We start from the raw sequence: 17,211 nt of genomic DNA on the forward strand, positions 1-17,211 counted from the left end.
TATTCCAAGCCATTACATAGGAACTAGTGTTGATTCGCAACTGCTCGGACTAGTCATAACTTTAAATGTGGCAAAAATATGCAAGAATTCAGATCTACTGTTTTCAAAGTTCTCTAAGGATGACCACAAAAACACAGAATAAAAACTATCCTGACACTCAAAGAATGTGACTAAGTAGCGAACTGGCGTTTTTGTTACCTCGGCAGACATCTCATAGATATGGCCATTTTGAGTGTTACTTATCAATGGTTCCGGCCCGGATATAAGGGCTCCGTTATCAACCCGAGTCAGGCACTGTTCTATTTGAGCTTTACCGAAATGGTCGACCGATAATTCCTGAGGAAGCTGAGACCGATCTTGCTTCAGCACAATTAAATAGCGGTTTAATTCTGGATTCCCCGCCTGAATTACCGCCTCGCCATTCAAATTGTCAAACTTTTGCCAGCCAACCGGAATACCAATTGAAATTGTCCCCGCTGCATTGCCCATAAATTCAAGAGCAGGAGGCAAAGGAGAGCCACCACAATTACTGGACTTTGCAGTACAGTGTATTAAATGATCATCCAAATTGAGCTGCGTATGCCAACCGGCCTCCCAGAATTTTTGCATTAGCTGGCAGGCTTCCACCCTGTCGTCAGTAATTTTAATTTGAGATTTCGTGCCTGTAAGAAGTCCTTTAATCTGACTGAACCCCAGTCCAAATTCACGACCTAGTGCGGCTATTGCATAGCGCCGCTCTACAGAACTTCTTATCTCCCCGGTAAAAACTATTCCATAAGACATACCAGTAACCTTAGCTTCCTGCTCTGATAATTTTTTGAAAAACCAGAACCTCTGATACGCTTTTTCTGACTTTGATCAGATCTTATACGTTTTCTTTCTTAATCGTTCTGGATCAACAATCCTTAAATTAAAAACCAAGCTCCCATCAATGAAGAACTTTTGAATAATTTTTTTTATGCAGCGCCCTTAGATTTGATGATTGAAGTAGCGAAAACAAATGTGCATAAATAAATGGTAGGCAACCTATATCGCGTAATTTTAAGAATTCTGTAGCTCCAAGCTTTCGCACCTTATCTTCCGAAATACAGTAAACTCCTTTCAGTTTATGTTTTGTTTCACCGGGCAAATCTATATTTATTTCTTGCTCTTTAAGTAAATCAAACTTCTGCAGCGATTCAACAAACTTCCAGGTTTGTAGTTTTTTAAGGTGTATATTTTCCAACTCTCTTTGCGCTGCTAAAAGGTGTTTACTTGGCTCTCCATTATGCTCAAACAAAGCAACCCCTTGAGAGCTGTCTTTACTCGCGCACAAGAGAGAAGACTCAACACAAACATATGCATTGGATAAGTCATCCTTTTTGTATCTCAAGTAAAAAGGATGACTGCGAATAGAAACGGGAATATAGTCCCCTTGCCATCGACCTTCTTGCCAAAAAAGATTTTCCCCTGGAGTTACGCCAAGCAGCGCACAACTTTCAAGTTTTCCCGTCTCTTTTGACTTTGTAAATATAATGGGGCTTGTACGAGAGACCGATATAAACTCAGACAATAGAATTGGACAAATATGTAAATTCTTACTATGTGAAAGATCATGCTTAAGCAATCGATAGTTTCTGTGTTTCTTCTTATCTAGAACAACCAACTGTCTCACGTCACCCCCTAAATCCCATCATAATTGTTGCTGTTGTCGCACACCTAGCATTGAGCTATAGAGCTCGGGGCCCGGCAGTGAGGGAGAAAGTAAAGCCGTCGGCGCCAAATGTTGTGAGCCCTCACTCCACCAAAGACTATAGGTTGAAAAGGTATTCTTTCCCATTTGCCCCAGTAACCCAGCAAAACTTCTTTCCAAGTTGTTTGATTGTCCTGAAGAAATTATGAAACCCTCCTGCGCTGGAGGCAGGGAAATAATGCCTGCCCCCTCAGGAGGAGGACTAAATGCCTCACATAACTGATCTGCATGCAACATATTTTGCAGGGCTGTAATTGCTAACTCAGATAAACTCTGGAACCAATTTTTAGCATCTGACATAAAAGCAAATGCATCTATTACAGGGGAAAGGGGCGTAGCAAATGTTAAAGGGAAGTAGCGCCCAACACTATCTACGCTGGGCACTAAAATTCCTGCCCATGCATTGGCGTCAATAACCCCTTTGCAGTGAACAAATCGCCAAATAGGGCTGGTCAAGTAGTAGTCCAGCCACTCTTGACCTACCAATTCACGCGATCCAAAAACGGCACGCTGAAGCCACTCATCCCATACCGAGACAAAACTGCCGGGCAGCTGCCGCTGAACAAAGTCCCCATGCCCAGGCAACTTACCAAAAATACCTACTGTATTCTGCAAATCACGTACTCCGTCTACAGGCTCTCAGGGCATCGATATCCACGCAGCAAGCTACGATCAAAAGGATTGTTAACATTAGATGCGATTAATTTAAATTGAGCTTTGCGCCCTTCCTCTGAGAAGGTAACAAAGTGCTCCGCATTGCTGCGTCCTGCTTCCAAGTCGGAACTCGCCAGTAATCTGTACCACGCCCAATCCCCTTCAAAGTGCTTACGATGTACCGTCTCGTTTAAATCTTCGAAGATGATACGCACACGGTTACTTTCACCACCTTGCCAAGTCAGCTTTTTAGCAGTTTTCGGGCCATGGGAATAAGGTACTCGCTGCTCACCTAACTCAAGTTCAAACAAGCGCACACTTGAGTCCAGTTTCGTTGGTTCAATACGGAAAGAATATGAAGCTCCCTCACCGATACTAAAGAAGGTTTTGCGGATACGCTCTGCTCTCCGAAGCTGAGAGAGTGCCTCTCGAGAAAGACTGATTCCCTGCCCTTCAACATACTTAATTTTCCAGTTTCTGGTATCCACAAAGGGCTTCAGATACTGATTAACAAATTTCTCTTCAATGCCCCCCGGCTTGAAGTACTGGTTAAACTCCATTACCGGCACTTCCTGCTCTCGGTCACTTCGTAGGGGGTATCGATTAGCCAAGCTATTGCTATAGCTTTGATACACTTCTTCTCGCCAAACGCGATTGATATGTGCTTTCGTCTTGGCCATTACAAGCCCCCAAGCACTATCAGCGATATCAGTTAACCACTGATCAAATGGTGCTGGCGCATTAGCAGCTTTGACCCGGAGTTGCTTAATGGCATCACTACCGCCTGCGAAGCGCGCTTTTGCTCGACCAAAAGCGGCCTGATTAGAATCTGGGGCGCTATCAATCTCCGTTAGATACTCCTGAATTTGATTGATCGTCGTAAGGTACTCTTGGATCCTAGCCGGCCGACCTTTTTCACTCTGGGTGATTCTTTGAATTTCTTCAAACCTCACATCCACGATGTTGGGCTTATAGTGATCCTGTAAAGCGCTAGTGGCGCCACCTAATGCTGCTTGCCCGAGTTTTCGAGTGGTGCTCGATACTGGTAAAGGTACTCCTGAAGCACCAACAGGTACCTCAGGGCGCAGAGTTAAGCGCGTGTTATCAGAGGTAATCTCCGTAATCGCCAACAATGGCGAATAGATCGGATCAGACAGTTTTGACAGGACATCCAGAGCTTGGGAGGTACTACCAAATCTTTGGATCTTGAACCCACCAATAAAGCCCTGCCAGCGCTGTAAGTACTCACCCAAATAGATTCGCTTCACTTCCTCACCGAGTTTTTCCCGATCGGCTTCAGTAAAGTCCTCTCCACTCAGATCACCGCCATAAATCCAGCGCTCTTCAGCCATATTTGTCATTAGCTGAGAGTCTGCTCCAAAGTCCAATTCTTTATAGCCAGCTTTGGTGTAAAGGAATGGGATCGTAAAGCTTGGACTATTGGCCCCCATACCAAAAATTTGCTGGGTGTCACCTCCAATTTCCTGGTAGAGGTCTACAGGAGTCAATCCGAAATCACTATTTTGTAACTGAGCAAACAAACGCTGAGGTACTGGGATTCGACGTAATTGCTGTCTTGCTCGAGCCACTACTCTTTCATTTGCCTCAATTGAACTGGGCAAAGGTTGAGTAAATAGCTGGTCCAGATGGTAACGTAGCTCTTCCTGCCGAGCCGCTTCACCTGGCAGTTGCCGCTCCCACCTTGATGTGTAATAAGCTTCTATAGTTTTCAGGTCCAGCTTATCCTTGTTGAAGAACATCAAATAGGTTTTGAGTGTACTTACCAGCGCAGGATCATTACTACCGAGACGACTCAGGTCACTTTCAATATCACGCAGCAAGGCGGGCAGGTAAATAAACTCTAGCTTATGTCGATAAAGATCATTTGCTGCCGTATCTATTCTGGTGTCATATAGCCCCAAATTAGCAATCCAAGGGTGCTCCTCGCGGTCATATACTGCGCTGGCACGCTTGAGAGGCTCGAGCAAGTTCAATGCACTGATAGGCGTAATACTTTTGCCCTTCAGCTCATTTTCCGCACCTTGGTATTCACTTAGGTTCTCACTGACTTCACCCATGGATAATTTGTTCTGCGCAAGGCTTCCACTCCACAGGAAAATGGCTCCGACAAAGCCGGCCGTTAAGGTGGCAAATACCCCCCGGCGCAACCAAAGATTGGCCGACTCAATCCGGCGATTAACGCCTACAAGCTCTGCCTCAGGAAAAACTACATCCTTAAGCAGCCTGTTTAAGAAAAAGCTCTTCCCAACACCTTGGAATTTCGGCCCTACACTTCGCTCCAACCCAAAGTCAGCGGTTACAGAGGACATCATTCGGTCAACAGGGCTACCTTCCTGTGTGCCACTGGTAAAATAAACTCCCCTGACCATCGGTACTGTTTCATAGCGATTTGGGCCAAAAGTTTGTTTTACAAAATCTGCCAGGATATCCGTTAGGCTCTCCATTCGAGCAGGGAAACCTTGCAGTAATGCCCGCTTCTCTATATTTCGTTCCTGATGAACACGCCATAAAACTCGCTGGTTCAAACGCTCTATCAGTTGCTCAAATTCACCTTTAAAGTTATCGAGAGGGGCACCAACTGTTGCATTGGCTTCGCGGGGGAAGCTCATTCCCCAAACTTGTTCACGCTCAGCTTGTGAGAGATTGTCGAAAAATTCAGTAAAACCTGCCACCAAGTCACATTTTGTGAAAGTGAGGTAGATAGGAAAACGAATTCCCAGCTCTTGCTGAAGTTCATTTACTCGCTGACGAAGAACTTTTGCTTGGTGTTGTCGCTGCTCTTCTGTTTGCACCATTAAGTCTTGCAAACTAATTGCAACCAAAGCGCCGTTAATCGGACGTCTACGACGATACCTTTTTAACAAGCTCAAAAAAGCCTTCCAGGCACTATTATCGTAAACCCGGTGGCTATCTTGGGTTGTATAACGTCCAGCAGTATCAATTAATACTGCATCATTGGTGAACCACCAATCACAGTTACGGGTACCACCTACCCCACCGAGAGCTTCTTTCCCATGACTCTGAGCCAAGGGAAATTCCAACCCGGAGTTCACCAAGGCCGTTGTTTTACCACACCCGGGAGGACCAATAATGATGTACCAGGGAAGTTGATAAAGGGATACCTGTCCCTTGTCTGACTTGAACCGGGCACTGCGTAACACACTCATTGCTTCACGGAAGCGACCTGAAAGGGCTTCCATCTCCTCAAGAGAGCGCTCTTCGTCTGGATCTGCAGAATCAGCTTCTTGGGACTCTTCAATGCCTTTAATTAAAGCTTGATTTTGGCGCCGTTCCACCAGCCACTGACTAAGGTTCCACACCAGCCAAATAGCAAAAATAAAGACGATAATCGTTAGCCGGACAGAGTGCGAAAGCGTGGCATTATCGCTGCCAAACTTAATGTAATCAGCCGCAAACCAAATAAGAAGGGAAAGGGCTGACAACCCTATAAACCCCAGCACCCACTTATTGGTAAAAAAATTACGCAAGTGTTTCATGAATTGCTCCATCTTCCAGAGTATCTATCGCACCCCGGATCAATATCAGCCCGAGTGTTACCCTTCCCCTTGCGGAGACTCACTATCACTTTTGGACAAATCTAAAATTTGGTCTGCGACTGGTGTCGTCGTTTCATATAACCACCAGCGATAACCACTGTAAGTTGCAACTAACAAGCCCAGGACCACACTCATAATCACCCATAGGGGAATGTAGTGAATAAGCCGTGACTTTCGCTCTACACATCCCTCCCAGCGCGGCGAAAGATCTCTATCCATTGGCTGCTTGTGTTGCTCAATTGTTCTGTACAGCTCATCACGAATTTGTTCTATCTGCTCATGCCCACGTTGCACGAGTCGATATTTGCCCTGAAAACCTAGGCTTAAACACAGATAAAAGAGTTCGAGCAATTCCAGATGACTTGCGGGGGTTTCCAGCATTCGCTGTAATATGACAAAACACTTCTCCCCACCAAATGTCTCCTTGTGGAATAGACTGAGCAGGGAGTGCTGGCTCCAACCGCTGGCAGTCCCCCAAGGTGTTGTCAAAACTACCTCATCTACAACAGTGCAAAGCAGATAACGGGCAGTTAGTACTGACTCTGGCGTAAGGGCAAGCTGCTTTGCTTCCCTTTCGAAGCTTTGAATTTCCGTGGTAAGCCGTTTATGCAGATCAGGAACATTAGCGTGATTCATTGTTGTACGTAACTTAATGATTACGCCTAATAACTTTGAGGCCGCAGATACTAACGGGTTAAGGCTATTGCGCACCTGGGCCTCGACAGGGGCATCCTGGCTGGCAAAGAATTGTGGCTGGGCCTGAGCTGCTGTCGGTGCCGCCGCAGCACCGGGTGTTGGAATCAAAACTGTTCTATCACCGGCATTGGGCGCTCGCGGCGGAGTAAAACTATCATTACTCATATCAATTATTCCTTATAGCCCAGAGTTCCATGGTCAATCCAGGAAACTCAGCGCCAAGATGTACCGCAAAACCGCCCGAACGAGTCATGGCTTGCCACAGTTCTCCGCTACGCTCGACTTCAAAGTAAGTAAACCCAGCATGGTAAGGAATTTGTCGAGGAGCTACAGGCAGCGGACGCAGAGTCAAACCAGGCAGCTGTGCAGAGATTAGCTCTCTAATCGCTTCGACAGGGGCGACCTTCGCCTGTGTCGGGAATCGGCTACGCAATAGGTCGCCAGGCATATCGGCTTTAGCAGCCATAATAAAGCTGGCCGACTTTAATAATGATGGGTCCGTAACGGGCGCAACATAAATTCCAAACTTGCGCTGAACCAACTCCATTGCGATCGCTGTTTGCTCCAGTACAGTGGACAGAGACTGCCTAAGCGCCGAAAACAATCCGGCAAAGCTAACCTGTAAATCTTCATGGGCATAAGCAGGAATTTCTGGAGGACGTTTGGACTGAGAAGTAAAAGTCGAAAGCTCACCGGCCAACTGGAGCAATTCAAGAAACAAGCTATGCGGATGCAAGCGAGGCTGAGCCGTAATTTGTTTCAAAAGAGGCTCAAAACGGTTTATTACTTGCAGCAATAAATAATCAGCAATTTCTGCAGAGCCACTACGACCACTATCACTTAGGCGATGGCCTAGAGCTGAACCTCGGTGATCAAGTAACCCTTTAACTTCTTCAATATACGCATTGATTACCGAGGAGGTCTCCGCATTTAGCAACGGCGGAATATAGTCAGCATCCAACTCCACCGGCTTTTCCGGTTGGCGCTCTTTAATTCGGGCAACGCCAACCGCAGCGTAACCGCTGAGGTCATCACTGCCCAACTTCAGACAAGCCCTTAACTTTCCGACCTGAATCCGTGCGGATTCACCGGATGACGCAGCACTATTTCTAGCGTCAAAATTCGAAGCCTGATAACGAGCCTGAGGGAAATCCTCTTGATCCCTAATAGACTCCTGGCTACCCGGGCGCTTCATCGGCACACACAGGTAAACTACTTCATCGCGAGTATTAACCGGAACGTCCAAAACATCCGGCAAATGCTCAGTCTCAGGGGCAAGTATCGGAGTGCCATCTGGAAAAACAGCTTTCACTCTCGATAGAGAAATTTTCCCCATCGATAACGGTTCGCTGTCAATTGCCAGTTCCACAATCCCCCAGGTGTAAGGTCCAAGGGGAGCTGTGCGCGCTTCGACAAGCTGTTCGAGATAGCGATCCTGTTGTTGAAAATGCTGAGGGCGCAAAAACATACCCTCGCTCCAGATCACCTTATTGTTTGCCGACATAAATGTTCCTTAGAAAAGCTCGCATAATATTTTTAGGGCAAAAGTTATTACCCTAGCAATAACTTTTGCCCTACTGAGATTGCTGCATATCAGGGAGCGTCTTTTTCATTCGTTCATAATCTTCTTTGGAGATAGTCACTGTATCTCCATTTTCATCATCGTCACCGCGAGTAGTCAGCTTTGCCCTGCGGCGCTTGGCAATATCTTCGGGCGAACCAATTCGCGTATCGGCAAGCGATACCTCATATTCATTTTTCTTGTGATCTGTAATTGGCAGCACCATTAATGCCTGAGCATCTTGATACTGTACAAACTCCGCTAATAGACCGATATATTTAACATCTGGTGTAAGTGCCAGTTCTTCTATTCGCTGCTCTCCCGGAGCGAGTTCCTTGAGAATCACCGTATCAATCAAGTCATTACCCAAACGCGATTGCGCATTTTCATAAAGATTCAGGAAGTCTTCACGAGCAAACTGGCGCTCATCCGCAAGCATAAATACTCGGATAACGACGGGTGAAGCTCGGCCATCATCATCGGGGTTTATATCATTTTGCGTTTCAACAACTAATTCGAGGCTGGTATCCAGGTTTAACGTTCGCCTTGTCGTTTGACAACCGACAACTGCGACAGTCAGAACCGCTATTAAACTGAGTTGAAATAGTTTCTTAATCGACACAAGCAATTCCCTCTTTTTCGTCAACTTATTAATTTGTAATATTTCGAGCATTTTTTAACTCTGATAACTGATTTTCATATGTAACTGCAAATTCATCACCAAATAACTTGCGATAGCAATTATCTGGATCACCTACTAGCTCCCTGTAAATTGCAGTGAATCCTTCCCATTTTTTTGCATTTTTGTTTCCAAAAACACCGGAAGTATTTCCCAGTCTCCGCTCAATGTTCTCAGGGCTAAAGAATTTGAGCATGGCACTGTAACCAGCTCTCATTCCAGCCAAAACCGCAACTTGATGATCTGACAAATCATCAAAACTATCTTTCACTGCCTCAGCCGGATTCATAAACGCACCGGTACCCGCAAACATAGCTTCCAGAGCATCCCTTTCTGTAACACTGAACTTCAGAGGGTTGTTGGCCTCTGTTTGAATCATGGTTCTCTGAACACGCAACTCATTCTTAATACTGTTTCGCGCGCGTAAAAGGTCAATGAGACGAGCCACCGTCTCTCGCACAATCTCTGCAGCTTGTTGGTCCGCCTGTTGTAATTGGGCTGGATTCATATTCAGGCCGAGGGTGGAGGCAAAAACACTACCCCCAGAGGCTCCCATGGGTTGTGCAGCTGGCGGCTGTTGCAAATGCGAAAATTGTTGGGCCTGAGTTGCCATATCAGGTTGCGGGGTTGCCATATTCGGTTGCGGAGTTGCCGGCCCCGTACTAAACCCTGGAGCGCCATCGACTTGCTGCCCCTGCATAGCAGCAAAAGAACCAGCGAAGGGGTTATCCTGCGCTGGTGGAGTTACTGGCTGCTGGGTAACCTGCACGGGCGACTGAGGCTGCGCAAGCTGGGGCTGGGGCTGTATAGCCTGAGGTTGTGGTATCGGAGCCACCACAGGCTGCGACATTTCCTGGAATCCCCCATTGGAACTTGGGGCTGGGGAGGTGCCATTTGAGGTTCGGGCACTGCAACTGTTTCAACAACAGGCTCCGGCACCGGCTGAGGGTTTAGCTGCATTGAGTGCTGGTCAGCTGGTACATGGTCTTCTGCACTTCCATCTTTCCACCACTCATCATCAGACCACTGATTACCCGATTGCTGTTGATCAGTAGAACCTAATAACCCTCCCATTGGTGATGCTTCTGGAGCACCACCAGCGAGGCCGGACTGACTAAAGGTGGCAAGCGGATCTAGGGGAGCCGATTCCGCAGTAAGGAGGCTATCGCTGGAAGGGGTATTACTCTGACCGCCTAACCCCACTGAACCCCACTCCCCGGTTTCAGCAGCACCTGTAGGTGCGCCTGAACCCGGCTCAAGCCAACTATCTAATTCCTTTGCTTCAGCCTGGCTTTGCATTTTTGCCATGGCATCTGCACTAAACGTTGTCCGATCCGAGGTATCGAGAAAATCTGCACTGCCCAGCCCTTTGGGAAGCTCCCCTTGCTCTTTGGGCTTACGCAATGAAACTTTTAATTTATATTCTCCGAGAACGATAAGATCGCCCTCTTTTAATGGAACCTGGTTTCCCTTCCCTAGCGGATTTTCCGAATCATTGTAATAAGTACCATTAGTACTTGTATCTACCAAAAAATATTGATTTTCAGCAAAGGAGATCTGTGCGTGCTTTGAGGAAACCACCCGATCCGGATCAGGTAAAACCCAATAATTATCGGCAGAGCGACCCAGACTGCCACCAGCTTTCGTGAACAGTTTTGTATGTTTAAGCATATTGGCGCCAGAAGGGTCGGCCAATACAGATAGAATTAGATCCATTTATTCCTGACTCACAATAGTGGTTTATTCAAGGTCTTCAGGTAAATCTTTTGCTGATTTAATTCTGCAAAAATCCAGTCCTTGGGCAGTTAAGCCCAAGGACCTTTGAGTGTACCGCCCCCGAGGGAGTTAAAACGTGGAAGAATTACCTGATCACTGCCCTGTACCGAACGCATGGTACTAATGCCCGCCTGCATAAACTTTGCAGCTGAGCGATCTGTCAGTAGTGCTTCTGCGCATGGAGTTAACAACTCCCCATGCGGTAACTTGCGTAAATGAAGGGGCAAATTCTCATAACTTGCGGATGATGGAGTCTGTAGCTTGCCAGTCAGAGAAAAATCTTGGCAAACAGCTAAAGCCAACAGGTAAACACTATTTCCCCAAAGATAATATTCATGCCCCTGTTCAGAGGTTAACTCTTCAAAATCAAAAAACTCGGTAGTCGATGTATCTTTTCCAAAGGGAAGTCTCAGCATAAACCTGGGAGCTGCCAGTGCTACATGTTCACTAGCGGAGTATTCCCGTACAGCCTGCCAACTTTCTGCAAACTGATCACTCAAGGGGTAATACCAATCATCTGGGTCTACTGAACCCGATAAATTTGGACATCCCGCTAGTTTTGGATCTCCCCCCAGTAAGAGAGCACTATTTGCCGCTTCTGCTATCGTCGACAAATCTATCAAAAGATGCAGATCTCGCTCTTCATCAGTAATGAAATAGTCACCTATGACCAGGTTGTAGGGAATATTTCCTGCCGCGGTTTCGCGCTCAACCAACAATTTAAATGTCTGTGATTTTTCCAGATCACTTTCAGCTTCAGCAAAATCAGCAAGGAGTTCTTCTTTGCTGACATCTATTAAATAAAAATCCAGATTTCCATGCTCTTCCACACGCCTTAACAAAAGCTGCAGGCTCAACCAGCTGGCCTCCAACTGGCGAAAATCACTGTGATGCATCAATTTACGCATTGCATCAGAGGTAGCCTCAGCCAGTGCATTTAAGTACTCAGCTTGACGGGGATCTTCACTTTTCTGCACATAAGGGGCGACAATATCTTTTATAAGCTGGTCAACCTGGAAGGTACTTTGCCCCTCTTTAGCATTGCGTTCACGGCCCGCAGCCAGAATCTCATCCAGGATTGACTGCTCACTGTTACGCGCTTCCAAGCCTGGCTGAGAAGCCAACTCTGGCTTCCACTGTTGAATCTCTTCAGCAGCTTGCTGGAATTGGCGAGGGTCCAGCAATCTGCGCTCCAGCTCAATAAACTTCTTAAATAAGGGCAGACGGCTATATAAATAATCTGGGTGCAAATCATCGAAACAAGGTAGACCCAAGGGGCGGTCCAATACGGGTAGCTGTAATCTCACCGCCAGATCTGCAAAAACCCCCTCAAAAGTATCGCGGTTCAGCAGATATACCCTTCGACTGGAAATCGTATCGGGTTCACACTGACGACGACTTGCCCTTCCACTGAAGTCACCCAGGATTGCTACTTTCAATCGATCAGTGCCTGAATCCATAACTGTTTTTTCCTTATTGTTATCGCCAAGGATCTGAAATCCCGCTGAAATGCTGGGCCTACTCACAATTTGTCACCTGCTGACAGGGCTTAATCGCCCTGATTATTTTGACCTGTTAATGCCTACTGCTCATTTTGGGGCTTCAACTAGGCAGTATCTACAGCTTCTTTTTCGCTTTTATTTGCCTTTTTGGGCCGGCCCCGTTTAAGCGGTCGCACCCTTTGGTTAACGATCTGTTCAATTTTCTCTTTAAATGCATCCCCGCCAAGTACATGGCCTAACTTAATCGTTTCAGCGATGTAGTCGAGCAGCTTTCGATCAAAACTGTACTGAAACAACTCTCTGTAGGATTGCGCCCGCTCCACCACAGTGTCGCCAAGAGACAGATATAAACGATGATCTTTAATCAAATTATCTTTTTTAATATTCACATGGTGGTTAAAACTTGACCACTCATAATTCTCTAGGGAGTCTGCCAATCCCAAATACAAGGGGCGCAGCTCTACATACCGGTAGCAAGTCAACAAGTACGCGTCAGAATCAATCAAGCTAGACTTGTATCGCCCTCGCCACAGAGTCCCTGAACGCTTATAGCGGTGGTTTATAAACTGCACATAGCGGCGCCCAAGGGATTGCATCATAGATGATATCCCATCCAGTATCCTGGGCGTAGCTATGATCTGGATCATATTAGGTAATAAAACATATGCGTGAACGTCAACGCCATATTGGTCTGACGCGTTACGCAAACTAATCAAATAATATTGATAATCTTCTTCATCATAAAAGCAGGGCAGATTGTTGTGTCCAACCTGCACAATATGCTGAGGAACATTTATCAAATTGAGCCGGGGCAAACGAGGCATTTTGCCTATAGATCCTTTGTTATCAGGCGTAAAGCCTTTTCTGTAGAGGGCATAAAGCCCTTATTATCGCAAATCAGTGAAAAGTATTTCAAACTTGGCATTCGGGCAAGTTAACATTACCCTCGGTGATCGGCTGTATTACTATTACGCCGCATTGTAATGCTTTTTATTAAAGGGGAGTTGCACCAGACATGGATCAAATTAGTCTGGCGGTCAACGGGCGCACTGACATTGGTCAGGTTCGTGAGGAAAACGAAGATAGTATTCGCTGGCACGCGTCGGCGGAGCAGCCCTTTGCCTATATTGTGGTAGCCGATGGCATGGGCGGTTATACGGGCGGTGCCACCGCCAGTAAAATCGCAGCTGAGACAGTTCAAGCCCATCTCGATGACCTGCTGAAACATACTTTTTTCTCCTGCACCTCTGAACAACAACAGCTTATATTGCGCGCGACCCTTATAGACGCAGTAAACAGCGCAAATACAGCCCTCATCAACACTAAAAACCTAAACCCCCAGTTCTCTAACATGGGGACAACACTGGTTGCTGCGGTTATGTGGCGCGACTTTTTAATTGTTGCGCACGTTGGGGATTCTCGCGCGTACCTGTGGAACAATTATGGATTGCAGCGTCTTACAAGAGATCACAGTGTTGTACAGGAGATGATTGATTCTGGTCAATTGACCCCCGAACAGGCCAAAGAATCCAATATTCGCAACCATATTACCCGTGCCTTAGGCGTTTCCAATAATGTGGAAGCGGATATTAACAGCTGGAAACTTACACAAAACGCACTCCTTTTGTTATGTAGTGACGGCCTCACCGAGTATCTTGATGATCACGCGATAGAGCGTGTGCTAGCTACTCATCGACCAGCGCTGGAATGCGTATATCGGTTTATTGACGATGCGAATCGCCTCGGAGGGCGAGATAATATTACTGCGGGAATACTGGAATACTCCTCGCAGCCACTACACCAGATTCTCCCTCACGAACAAAATGTTACTGAACGTCCCAAATCCCCAGACGTAACAATTCGAAAGTTACACCGCTAATTTGATCTACCGGATAATGCAATATGACACCGGAACGTCTTACCCAGCTGATACCCCACTTACTCGACACGCTCACCCCCCCGAAATCAACCTTTCCCACGAGAGCCCTGCATCAGCCGCACGCTGGCTCTCCCAGATTGAACAAATACCAGAAAATTCGATAAGCAATCTACAGAGGGAGGATATTTGGCCTGAGCTGCCACAGATAACCGCCAATCGTTACAGTATTGATTCGGCACCTGTAGTGCCCCTCTTGTATGAAGCTGACAGCTTTCCAACCCAATTAACCAACACTCCTGGCGTTAACCCTGCAAATGAGGTAATTCCAAGCCTGGAACGTTCACATCAGGTCGCTGGGCATATTATCAGCGCAACTGGGGAAGTCGCTTTTGAGCGGACAGATGTAACCATTCCTGGACCATTGCCATTTGAGTGGAAACGCTACTTCCGATCATCCCTTAGTGAAGACGTCGGTATTGGTGCCGGTTGGCGGCACTCTCTAAGTGAAAGACTTGTTGTGCATGACAATAGTGTCAAGCTAATCACCGCAGAAGGCAGGTCTGTAAGCTTCAAATTACCTGCCATTGGACACGGCAGCTACAACCGCTTTGAACGGTTGATGCTATTTAGGCAGAGCCTACACAGTTATCGTTTGACGACATTTGATCAACACCACAAAATTTTTCGCGCTGACGGTGTAAATAGTGCCCTCCCCCTTGCAGAGATAAGAGATCAATTTGGCAATGCATTAACAATTGACTATGAAGAAGGCTTACCTAAAAAAGTAGTCAGTTCATGGGGCCGTGTTATTGAATTTCATTGCCAGAACGGTCATATCTCTAACTTAGTAAATAGTCATGCCGTAGAGGGGCAAAACAGCCTCTGCAGTTACAATTATTACGAGGGCCAGCTACTCGAAAGTTGCAGTGGACTTAGTAAGGAGAGCTACCAATATAACAACACACAGCTAGTTCACCTGAAAAACAGCCATTTCGGAAGCTATAGATTTACATATGATGCGTACAACCGGTGTCACTTACTCAACTCGAATGAGTTAACCACTCACTTAAGTTGGCACGCGAGTAATAATACCTGCACTATCGAGCCAGAACTTTCCAGTCCAATTTATATACGCTTCAATAAGTACGGCCAAAGAATCTCTAAACAGCAACAAAGCCGCACCCTTACCTGGCTATTTGACTCTTATGGCAATCTCTGTGAGGAGATAAAGGCAGATGGCAACAGGCTTTTTTATCGTCATGATGAATTCGGCCGACTGGTTCGCTCCACCTCCAACAACAGTAGCAGTCGATATCTTTATGACGATCGAGGCTACCTGAGTGCAGCTCTCATTAACGATGAGACATTGTGGCATTACCAGTTTAACGATCAGGGGCGCCCAGAACGCATTATCGATCCGGCAAAACAAACCTGGAAGTTTCTCTACACAGATCGGGGCCAACTCACACAGATTCAGGACCCCGAAGGGGGCAAAGTAGACTTCAGCTGGGATGGGCAAGGTCAACTACAAACGGTACGTAGGGAAGAGAAACAACTGGGGTTTGAGTACGACCACTGGCAGCGAATCACTTCAATAAAAATGAATGGCGAAGTATGGAGTGAATGGAGTTATGGTAATGCCGGTGAATTGCGTGAAGCCCGCCTCGGTATTCACCAATACGGTTTGGACTACTCCGATCGCGGCCTGCCCAATGCCATTCATGGAGATAGCGGCCAAAGCATCCTTTGTGATTATGACAACGCCGGCAGGCCCACCTATATCAACTTTGCCGATGGCAACAATTGGAAGCTAAGCTACTCCCCGAAAGGCGAACTGACCTGCCTGGAGAGCCCGGCGGGAAATTACTATTGGAAATATGACAGCCACGGGCAATTAACTAGCCATAAAGCCCCTCAGGATCGGATCTGGCGCTGGCACTACAATATCAACGGTAGCCTGCATGAGTATTGTGATAATGATTCCCGCTGGTACTTTAATTACAATAACAGCGGAGAATTAACCAGTATTCGCAATAACAGCGGCCAAAATAGTGAGTTCCACTACGACCAACAAGGCAGGTTGGTTCAAGCAGATAACTCGCTCTCCTCCGTTCGCTTCAAATACGATAGTCGCAGTCGAGTGATTGCGGAACATCATGATAGTGCCGAGATCCGGGACTTCAGCCTTCAGTACCAGTATGACAACCGTGGTTGGCTAAAGAGTGCCAGTTCTGACAACCTCGATTTGTCTTATACATTTGCCCCTTCTGGGGCTCTGTATGGGATCGATGCCAACGGCGAAGCCATAGTGCGTACCGAGCCTACAGATCGGGGCATCCTGCAGGTTCAGGGAGAAATTCGCAGCAATCACAATTATTCATTTGGGCGCTTGATTGGCCTGGAATGTGGTCAAACCCTTTCCTGGCATTTTGATAAATCCCCCTCTCTACAAATGACCAACCCCCTGCGAGCTCAACAAAGTCCGCCACAATCCCAAACCGAAAGCGATAAGCGTGGCAATGTTATTTGCGAGCGCAATATTCCTGGCCGAAAAGACTATCAGTATCAATACGATGGCTGGGGCCTAATGAGCCATGCGGAGTGCGGGGAGTTTAAAACTTACTTCCGCTACGATCCTTTTGGCCGGCGGCTAAGCAAAACCTGCACTCACCGAAAATCCACGCGCCAACGGCGTGTTGTCACTATCTGGAGTAGCCTTGGTATTTGGGGGAAGCTCATAATATTGACGGCAAATCCCGAGGCCTAAGCCACTGGATTCACCAACCTCAAACCAATGCCATCTTATGCCAATGGACTACTGACAACATCGAATACTACCTTTCCAACCCCGATGGAAAACCGCTGGCGATTTTCGATGCCCAAGGCACCGTGCAATGGTCCCAAGGTGGTGAGACCGGGGAAAAAGGTAAGGACCCCCACAATCAGGGGCCTAGCGCCTGGCGGGGAACTAACTTGCTCGCGGATGTAGAGACCGGGCTGTGGTACCACCCCTCAGGCTACTGGAGCCCTGCCCTCGGTATCTGGCTAAATGGGGACCGCTCTCATAACTTGACGACTTCTGCCCAATCAATCGGGCAGCTGTAGCGAAGTACTCGGGCAGCTGCATCAACATTTGCTGCCCGGGTCAACTCTT

Annotated in this window: 14 protein-coding genes; 3 read left to right on the forward strand and 11 right to left on the reverse strand. The window is 47.0% G+C overall.

The window, feature by feature from the left end:
• Positions 1-12: 12 nt before the first annotated feature.
• The 11 genes from P0078_RS12245 to P0078_RS12295 form a co-directional block, all read right to left on the reverse strand.
• Entirely contained in the window at positions 13-783 is a 771-nt protein-coding gene (locus tag P0078_RS12245) for a hypothetical protein (protein ID WP_282930263.1), read from the reverse strand.
• 145 nt (positions 784-928) lie between these two features.
• Positions 929-1,654, reverse strand: a complete 726-nt coding sequence (locus P0078_RS12250) for a SapC family protein (protein WP_282930264.1) — start codon at positions 1,652-1,654, stop codon at positions 929-931.
• Between the two features lie 18 nt (positions 1,655-1,672).
• Positions 1,673-2,347 (reverse strand): type VI secretion system-associated protein TagF, encoded by a 675-nt coding sequence (tagF, locus tag P0078_RS12255; RefSeq protein ID WP_282930265.1) that lies wholly within the window; start codon positions 2,345-2,347, stop codon positions 1,673-1,675.
• Positions 2,348-2,361: 14 nt separating this feature from the next.
• Positions 2,362-5,904 carry a type VI secretion system membrane subunit TssM gene (tssM, locus tag P0078_RS12260; protein ID WP_282930266.1) on the reverse strand — a complete coding sequence of 1,181 codons (3,543 nt, stop codon included), beginning with the start codon at positions 5,902-5,904 and terminating at the stop codon, positions 2,362-2,364.
• A 57-nt stretch (positions 5,905-5,961) separates the two neighbouring features.
• Positions 5,962-6,825 carry a type IVB secretion system protein IcmH/DotU gene (gene icmH, locus P0078_RS12265; protein ID WP_282930267.1) on the reverse strand — a complete coding sequence of 288 codons (864 nt, stop codon included), beginning with the start codon at positions 6,823-6,825 and terminating at the stop codon, positions 5,962-5,964.
• Position 6,826: 1 nt separating this feature from the next.
• Positions 6,827-8,164 carry a type VI secretion system baseplate subunit TssK gene (gene tssK / locus P0078_RS12270; protein WP_282930268.1) on the reverse strand — a complete coding sequence of 446 codons (1,338 nt, stop codon included), beginning with the start codon at positions 8,162-8,164 and terminating at the stop codon, positions 6,827-6,829.
• Positions 8,165-8,234: 70 nt separating this feature from the next.
• Positions 8,235-8,843 carry a type VI secretion system lipoprotein TssJ gene (gene tssJ, locus P0078_RS12275; RefSeq protein WP_282930269.1) on the reverse strand — a complete coding sequence of 203 codons (609 nt, stop codon included), beginning with the start codon at positions 8,841-8,843 and terminating at the stop codon, positions 8,235-8,237.
• Positions 8,844-8,871: 28 nt separating this feature from the next.
• Entirely contained in the window at positions 8,872-9,669 is a 798-nt protein-coding gene (gene tagH / locus P0078_RS12280; protein ID WP_353057003.1) for a type VI secretion system-associated FHA domain protein TagH, read from the reverse strand.
• Positions 9,645-10,616, reverse strand: coding sequence for a type VI secretion system-associated FHA domain protein TagH (gene tagH / locus P0078_RS12285; RefSeq protein ID WP_282930271.1), 972 nt, complete (start codon positions 10,614-10,616; stop codon positions 9,645-9,647). Before tagH (P0078_RS12285) ends, tagH (P0078_RS12280) begins: the two co-directional genes overlap by 25 nt.
• Before the next feature lie 89 nt (positions 10,617-10,705).
• Entirely contained in the window at positions 10,706-12,202 is a 1,497-nt protein-coding gene (locus tag P0078_RS12290) for a type VI secretion system contractile sheath domain-containing protein (RefSeq protein WP_282930272.1), read from the reverse strand.
• A gap of 80 nt (positions 12,203-12,282) precedes the next feature.
• Positions 12,283-13,002, reverse strand: a complete 720-nt coding sequence (locus P0078_RS12295) for a transposase (protein WP_282930273.1) — start codon at positions 13,000-13,002, stop codon at positions 12,283-12,285.
• 191 nt (positions 13,003-13,193) lie between these two features.
• Here P0078_RS12295 and P0078_RS12300 point away from each other — a divergent pair, with 191 nt between their 5' ends.
• From P0078_RS12300 to P0078_RS12310, 3 genes are read left to right on the forward strand one after another with little or no spacing between them, the layout of a single operon-like run.
• The gene (locus tag P0078_RS12300; RefSeq protein WP_282930274.1) at positions 13,194-14,057 is read left to right on the forward strand and encodes a Stp1/IreP family PP2C-type Ser/Thr phosphatase; all 864 of its coding nucleotides are present in this window, start codon (positions 13,194-13,196) and stop codon (positions 14,055-14,057) included.
• 16 nt (positions 14,058-14,073) lie between these two features.
• The gene (locus P0078_RS12305; protein WP_282930275.1) at positions 14,074-16,824 is read left to right on the forward strand and encodes a DUF6531 domain-containing protein; all 2,751 of its coding nucleotides are present in this window, start codon (positions 14,074-14,076) and stop codon (positions 16,822-16,824) included.
• Positions 16,782-17,162, forward strand: coding sequence for a hypothetical protein (locus P0078_RS12310; RefSeq protein WP_282930276.1), 381 nt, complete (start codon positions 16,782-16,784; stop codon positions 17,160-17,162). The genes P0078_RS12305 and P0078_RS12310 overlap by 43 nt, the downstream gene beginning before the upstream one ends.
• Positions 17,163-17,211 lie beyond the last annotated feature (49 nt).

The sequence above is a fragment of the Microbulbifer sp. VAAF005 genome (assembly GCF_030012985.1).
Lineage (GTDB): Bacteria > Pseudomonadota > Gammaproteobacteria > Pseudomonadales > Cellvibrionaceae > Microbulbifer.

Excerpts from the sequence above, each read along its gene's own strand:
- P0078_RS12245 (WP_282930263.1), bottom strand. The coding sequence starts at position 783 with ATGTCTTATGGAATAGTTTTTACCGGGGAGATAAGAAGTTCTGTAGAG.
- tssM (WP_282930266.1), bottom strand. The coding sequence starts at position 5,904 with ATGAAACACTTGCGTAATTTTTTTACCAATAAGTGGGTGCTGGGGTTT.
- icmH (WP_282930267.1), bottom strand. The coding sequence starts at position 6,825 with ATGAGTAATGATAGTTTTACTCCGCCGCGAGCGCCCAATGCCGGTGAT.
- tssK (WP_282930268.1), bottom strand. The coding sequence starts at position 8,164 with ATGTCGGCAAACAATAAGGTGATCTGGAGCGAGGGTATGTTTTTGCGC.
- tagH (WP_282930271.1), bottom strand. The coding sequence starts at position 10,616 with ATGGATCTAATTCTATCTGTATTGGCCGACCCTTCTGGCGCCAATATG.
- P0078_RS12295 (WP_282930273.1), bottom strand. The coding sequence starts at position 13,002 with ATGCCTCGTTTGCCCCGGCTCAATTTGATAAATGTTCCTCAGCATATT.
- P0078_RS12300 (WP_282930274.1), top strand. The coding sequence starts at position 13,194 with ATGGATCAAATTAGTCTGGCGGTCAACGGGCGCACTGACATTGGTCAG.
- P0078_RS12305 (WP_282930275.1), top strand. The coding sequence starts at position 14,074 with ATGCAATATGACACCGGAACGTCTTACCCAGCTGATACCCCACTTACT.